The sequence below is a fragment of the Streptococcus sp. 1F3 genome (assembly GCF_054968985.1).
Genome location: NZ_JBUEQR010000044.1, coordinates 19,721 through 27,044 on the forward strand (window position 1 = coordinate 19,721; position 7,324 = coordinate 27,044).

The 7,324-nt window shown below is 41.8% G+C and carries 4 protein-coding genes; all 4 read right to left on the bottom strand.

Annotated features, from left to right (window positions below; translation table 11 throughout):
* Positions 1-22 precede the first annotated feature (22 nt).
* Complete coding sequence (locus ACVPON_RS04275) at positions 23-1,285, bottom strand: toxic anion resistance protein (protein WP_462876507.1); 1,263 nt, start codon at positions 1,283-1,285, stop codon at positions 23-25.
* A 3-nt stretch (positions 1,286-1,288) separates the two neighbouring features.
* The gene (locus ACVPON_RS04280; protein WP_462876509.1) at positions 1,289-2,014 is read right to left on the bottom strand and encodes a hypothetical protein; all 726 of its coding nucleotides are present in this window, start codon (positions 2,012-2,014) and stop codon (positions 1,289-1,291) included.
* 287 nt (positions 2,015-2,301) lie between these two features.
* Positions 2,302-5,388 (bottom strand): type III restriction-modification system endonuclease, encoded by a 3,087-nt coding sequence (locus tag ACVPON_RS04285; protein ID WP_462876511.1) that lies wholly within the window; start codon positions 5,386-5,388, stop codon positions 2,302-2,304.
* Between the two features lie 87 nt (positions 5,389-5,475).
* Positions 5,476-7,324 (bottom strand): site-specific DNA-methyltransferase (locus ACVPON_RS04290; protein WP_462876513.1); only part of this gene is annotated, 1,849 nt, incomplete at its 5' end.

Below are 7,324 nucleotides of genomic sequence, written 5' to 3' on the forward strand. Positions count from 1 at the left end.
AGCAACGTTTGCCCCTTATTCCTTATTGCACGGAAGATGCTTCTACTTCCTTCTGTGCTTTTTGTCCTTGGTCAAGCAAGGCCTGAACGATTTTTTCATCCCGTAATTTAATGGAATCATTAATGACTTCTGCTGAGCGTACAATAGCAGCCTCCAGCTCTTGCCGCTTTCTTCTACCCTCTTCAATCGCTGCAACAATACCATTATTTTGCTCTACGAGACTTTGCGCTAGACTGGTCACTGCTTCAACAGACATACTCGGTCTTTGAGCTACACGCTCTAAGTCGGGAATCACTTCCTTACTGGTTTCTGCTAACATGGCCAAGGCTGCATTATTGGCATTGATAATGGCATCTGTCACCTGTCCTGCTTTTAACGATTGTTGCATCATTCCCAACTGGGCTAGGGTCAACTTCATCGTAGGGAGCGTATTTCTTCTCAACATGCCCAAACGCTGACGACTATCTGAAGAAACCTTGACGAGGTTCCTCATCTGAGGAGTGGTTGTCCAAGCGACATATAGACGGCTGATATACTCTGTCCGCTGTTGCTCCAATGTATTGACAACCTCCGTCATCCGTCCCAACTGCTCCTGTACCATGTGATAGTTTGCTGACTGACTATCCAACTGACTGAGTTCTTCTTGTAAGCCTTTAGCGCGTTGGCTGGCTTCTTTCTGGGAAGCCTCGATAAAACAAATCACTCCCACCAGATTTTCAATCGACTTAGTATTTTCTTCAATCAAGCGTTCAGCAGATACGATATTACGTGCCAAAAGATCCTCCTGCTTTACGACAGTCGCCGCCAAGCTGTCCATGCGACTTTCAATGGACTGAGAGCTGATGTGCAGCTCTTGGAGAGAATTTTTCCCCCTGTCGAAGAGACGGCTAAAGAAATTCGGCTTCTTTTCCAACTCTACCGCTGAAACATCTTTGTACTTTGTCACAAAGCCATTCACTTCACGATTGACCTGTAAGAATAAGTCATCTACCTCTGGAATGGTCAATTTCCTCTGCTCTTTTAACAGATGATTGACCGTCATATTGATTGATTCGACAGCCTCTTTTCCGAAATCCAATAGTTGATTCTGATCTTCCAGAAAACGATCGACCAGCTGGGGGACGCGGGCTTCAATGGCAATCTGCTGCTCTGGGGAGAGAGAGGACCAAAACTGCAGACTCTCCAGTTGATTCGAGTTGGTCTGGCTGATAATCGAACTGGTCTTATCTGTTTTTAAAATCTCGTTTGAAGCGATTGCATCAATATCAAAATGAAAATCACTCATGCGTTACTCCTTTTCTTGCTGAATCATCCGTAAGCTAATTTCAAACTCGGCTAGGTTTTCTTCGTTCAACTGACGCAATGAAAAAGTCAGTTGTTCCTCTAAGAGTTCCAAGGCTCGTCGGGCTTTTATCAAGCGCTCTTCTGCCTCATGGTAATGTTCAGGATTCTGTTTGATTTTTAGGTAACCAGACAGGATGTCTGAAAATTGGTCAACCACAACTCCATGCTCTGCAGTCAACTCCTCTATCTGGTTGTTATCCATTTGCTGGATAAGCGAATCAATCTTCACATTCTTTTCATGAATAGCTAGATAGAGTTCGTAAATCTCTGGGGCAACCTTCTGAACCATTTTAGCGAATGCATCCCCTGTTTCTTGACCTGTTTCTCGTCTGAAATTCTCTAAAACACCTGCAATCTGCTCTTTCATCTTGACCAAACGATAGGCTGATTGATAGCCTTCAAAGCCCAGTAGTTCTTCAATCCTCTCAAGCGATAAAGCGATAGAATCCAACTGTTCTAGCAAAATCTCGCCTATTTGCTCCATCCCTTCCTCATCGTCTTCTTCTTGAAATAAGAGAAACTTTTTGTAACGGTTGGTAGCCTGCTCCAGTAGCTTTTCAAAATGCTCCCGTTCTGTTTGCAGGGCTCGCTGCTGTTGTTTTTTCCTATAAATCCAAAAACCAACTCCGACACCAATGAGCAAAACAATATACCAATACTGTATCAGCAAACTGATCCCCACTAATATCAATACCCACTTGATACAACCATCTTTTTTTCTTTTTCATGCACCCTCCACTATCAACTCGTCCGTCTATTCCGTCTTTCACTTCCTATTTTCTCAAGTCAGCCTTGCCTCTCATTCACTCCAACATTCTGAGATTATTATACCAAAAGTCGACTAAATACGCAGACAAAATGGTAGATTCCAATAGAAAAAAAGAGACAGATTCATGACACAAGAAAGGAAATGAGGCATCGAAAAATATACAAACAGGGAGCAAGTACTAGCCAATTCTAAGTCTCTCTGACGATTGACAACAGACCCTCATAGCTATCAACAACATCATAGATTGTTTTATCTTCTAAAATCCCTGATTCTTTTAAACTCTTAAAATGAGCCTTAGCACAGGCAATCTTAGATTGCTCTGTCTGTTTCAAATCAAGACTAGACATACTACCTTTGGTCTCTGCTACAAAGTAAATGTGCTTGACACTACCTTCCTTGAAAGTTACAGCCCAGTCTGGATTGTACTTACCAAGTGGTGTAGAAATAACAAAGCCAGACGGCAATTTAGTATAGACACTAACTTCATCACGCCCCTCCAAATCCTGCTGAAATTGCTTTTCAGTTTTAGAATCAACCTTGGTGTAGTTATACACTGCTTTTTTCGACTCTAACAGATAGTCATCACCGACACTAGCACGCAAGCGATTTTCCGTAAAAATATCCATATCATAGACATCATCAATTACGTGGTAAGTGATATGCTCAATAATCTGCGTCGCCTTTTCCTGATTCATCAATTTAGATACATTCAAAATAAATTCCTCTGGATTTTTTTGAAAGAGGGCAAATTTCTCCGGTACAATAGCTTGTAAAATACGCGCCACGGTCTCTCTTGTCAGATTGGTCTTTTCTGTCACCTCTCCTATTAAATCATAGTCAACTTGTACTGTAATAGGCATAACATACTGAGTTTGAACACTATTTTCTGCTACTGTAAAGGAAATATCTTCTTTTTCAATCCTGTCCAAACTAGCCTCTCGGATTTGATAGGTATTTTCTTTGACATGAAGAGATTGATTGATACTATCTACTGCTTTTTTTATCAGTTCTTCGTCATCAAAGGAAACTTGATAGGCTGTCTTACGATTGATTTTATTCCAAAGTGCTAAAAATTCTGCTCTTGTGAAATTCGTTTGGTTAATTTCATCTGCTAACGTAATGCTGGTCTGATTTCCATTTTCCACCGGGTAGCTTCGTCCATCATAGATACTATCGAGAATGGCTACCACCTGTTCTTCAAATCCTGCGACTTCTTCTGGCAAATGTAAGGTATTTGTTTCTCTAGCTTGGTAGTAGCTTTCAGTCAAACTACCGTCTTTTTCAAGATACCCTTCTCGAATCAAGCTAAATTCAATCCCATGCGCCAAATCCTGACTGATTTCTAAGGTATCCCCCTCCACATTCTCAAGAACAGCATGCCTGATAAAGAGTGCTGTATTGACCTTATTCGGTCGATCTGCCAGAGCTTCCCGCAATTCTTCCTGCAAACTCCGTGAGAAAGTCTCATAACTTTCATTTGCAATAACCGTCAGTTGGTTTATCTGGTGCACATCAGCACCTAGCAAGTCCACATCTTGTCGCACTCCTGCTTGATCCACTGCTAAGCGCATTCCCCGTCCTATTGACTGACGTTTAGCAATTTCAGACCCTGTATGACGCAGGGTACAAATCTGAAAAACATTAGGATTATCCCAGCCTTCTTTTAAAGCCGAGTGGGAGAAGATAAACCGAACTGGTTCCGTAAAACTCAACAAACGCTCCTTATCCCTCATTATCAGGTCATAGGCATCCTTGTCCTCAGAATTTCCTTCCTTGCCCTTGACCTTTGAATCAATAAAAATCGTTCTACCAGATTTCTTGACCTTGTCTACTGAGAAATATCCCGCATGGACTTGGCTTGCACTCTCATATTCGCGTAGGTAGTCACTATAAGCTCCTATCGGATTGGCTTCTAGATAAGCTGCTACCTGCTCACTATATTCTTTCTCAAAAATAGCAGCGTATGCTCCATTTAAAGGATTTTTTTCCTCATCATATTGCTTGTACTTGGCAACTTCATCAATAAAGAAGAGCGATAGCACCTTTATCCCTTTCAGAAAAAGGGATTTTTCTTTTTCCAAGTGAGTCTTGACCGTCTCACGAATCTGTAAAATCCGCAAATCATCTTCGTTGTGTTCCCCGATGACTTCGCCAACATGCAACAACCGATTCGAACCAATCTGAATCGAATTACTCCCCGCACGCGCATCAAAATGACTAAGCGTCCAACCTTTATAAGCGACTAGTTCACCTGACTCAGCATAGAGATCAAATCCGTCTGTTACCGTTTTGATTCTCCGCTTGATACCTGACTGGGTACGCACTTCAAACTCAATCTTAGCTTTCGGAGCACCTGACTGTTGCGGAATCAATTCTTGGAGATAAAGGTAACCATTTGTTCCTGTCGTTCCAGATGATTCGACTGTTTTCACCACAATTTTTTTGACTAATTTTTTATTGTAGGCATCCATGGCATCCAGACGATACACCATGTCATACTTTTCCTTATGGGTCGCTGAGTAGCGAAGGGTAAATAGCGGTTTAAAATCCTTGAGTCTCTCCTTGGTCTGCTTTCCCTCAACAGACTGAGGCTCATCAATAATCAAAATGGGATTCATACTAGCAATGACATCAATGGGGCGTCTCCACCGAAAACTTTCCTGCTCCATATGAATTCGCCTAGCCTCCTTGCCCTTAGCATTAAAGGCTTGAGAGTTGATAATCATGACCCGAATATCCGAAGCATTGGCAAAGGTATCTAAATCCCCTAAGCGACTGGAATCATAGACAAAATAGCGCGGCTTTTTGCCATACTCCATTTGAAAATGTTCCTGCATCATGTCAAAGGATTTGAGAACTCCCTCACGAATAGCGACACTCGGAACGACAATGATAAACTTCAGCCAGCCATAGCGCTTATTCAGCTCCATAATGGTACGAATATAGGTATAAGTCTTTCCTGTTCCTGTCTCCATTTCAATGGAGAAGTTATAGGCAAGGCGTCCGTCAATGCTTTCTGTATGAAGCGTTTGAGACGGCTGCAATCCATGCGATAGTTGGCAAGCTCTCACTTGCTTTTGAATCGTTTCTCTATCTAGCTCAATAGGGCTATTACGAAAGGCGTCCATGATTAAGTCTGACTCATCATTTGTCGTTCCCTGTCCCATATCCAGCATATAGCGTAGAACATCACGCTTACTTTGCCCTTGAAAAATGGAGGCAACACTCTCCACTGCATCTAGCTGAAAGCCCTGCTGTTTAAATTGGAGTTTCATTGCTTACCTCCTTTAAAATAGCATATCCTACATACACCCTATCTTCCATAATGCTTCGATAGTTAACATCCATATTCACACTCATCCCTACACCACCTTTACTCTTGTGTTTGGTGAGAGTTCTTTAAAAATTTCAGCGAGGTTAATTTTTTCTGCACTGGTTTTAAAGGAGCTGTCTTTAAAGATAGCACGTAAGGGCTCTTCTTTTGCCATGGCACGAATGACACTATCTGGCACGTGGTCAGAGAAGGTCGCTAAGAGTCCGCCCTTTGCGACATCATAGACGGTTACACCTTCTATTTCTTTCTTTTCAATCGTATCGGACAAGTCCAAGCCCCAACTCAGCATGACCTGCAAGAGAATGTCAAGGTCACTCCTATCCTCTTTGATCGTTGAGATACTCTCAAAGAGGTCTTGTTGCGTGGTTTCCCCTGGTTTTTGTGCTACATCCTTAAAGTTTGAACTATCTAAACGATAAGCCTTAAAGCCTAGGTCAAGATCAGCTACCTTATCCGGCTGCTCTTCTCGGATTTTTGCGGCTGCACGCCGAATCCGTTCGCGGGAAATCTGGTCAATGGTTTCATAACCTGCTGCTTTAGCAGCCGATTTATCTGCCACCTGCTCATCTAAGGTACAAAGAATATACTTACGGTTCCCACCGTCCTCGGCATTCAACTGCATCACTGCATCTGCAGTTGTTGCCGAGCCAGCGAAGAAGTCGAGAATGAGGGAATCCGTTACAGTAACCTGATCTAGTAAAAATTTTATAAGTGTATCTGGTTTTGGAAAATCAAATAATTTGTTTCCTAGTAATTTAATTAGACTTTTTGTCGCTACTTCACTTTCAAATAGTCCTAAATTTTCAAAAATTGGTGTCCCATTTTTTAATTCGTCAGCGTAAACAATCTGAGTAGGTAAACCGTTATCATTCTTTGGAAATGCAATCCTTCCATTTTTTATCATTTGTTTAATAGTATCTTCGGAAAAAGCCCAATTTCCATAAAATTTTCTTCCTGTTAGTGGATCAACTATATTAAATCGAGAATTTTGATTCCCTGTAGCTTGTATTGGCATTAAACGCCACCATCTACCATTTTCATCTTGCTTATAACTTTTTAAACTTCGTTTTTGCCCCTTAAATCTAACGATATCGTGTTTCTTATAACACAAAATATGCTCCTTGTTAGGAAGAATTAGACTTATTGGTGGTACTCCTGAAGTTTTTTCCTTTTTAGTCCAAACAAAATTTGCCACAAAATTCTCCTCCCCAAAAATCTCATCGCAGAGGGCTTTGAGGTTGGCTTGTTCGTTGTCATCGATGGAGATAAAGATAACACCACTATCTTTAAGGAGGTTACGAGCGAGACGTAGCCTTGGATACATCATATTGAGCCAGTCCGAGTGGTAGCGGGCTGAACTTTTTTCGTTTTTGGTGAGACCGACAGCTATTCTTCCCTCTTCATCGAGGAGATCCATGTCGGCATCTAGTTCTTCTGTTGTTTTTTGAAATTTATCCGAATAGACAAAGTCTTTCCCTGTGTTGTAAGGTGGGTCGATGTAAATCATATCAATCTTACCAAGGTAAGACTCCTGCAGGATTTTTAGGACTTCCATATTGTCCCCAGTAATAAAGACATTCCCACTCTTTTCAAAGTCAACACTTTCATCAAGATCTGGTCTTAGGGTCGTGCTTGTGGGTCGACCAGCTTCAGCCATAGCAACGCGCTTGCCAACCCAGGTAAACTCATAGGTCTCTCGTCCTTCTGTTATCTCATGGGAGAGCAGAGCCTTAAGTTTGTCAAAGTTGATTGCTGTCTGCAAGCGACCGTGTTCATCACGACTTTCCGTCAAAACTTCAGGAAAAAGTTGACCGATTTTATCAATATATTGGGGAGTAAGATCTCGACTTTTAAGACCTAAAGGAGTTACCCCCCCC

Coding starts and splice junctions, on each gene's coding strand:
- ACVPON_RS04275 (WP_462876507.1), bottom strand. CDS start 1,285: ATGAGTGATTTTCATTTTGATATTGATGCAATCGCTTCAAACGAGATT.
- ACVPON_RS04285 (WP_462876511.1), bottom strand. CDS start 5,388: ATGAAACTCCAATTTAAACAGCAGGGCTTTCAGCTAGATGCAGTGGAG.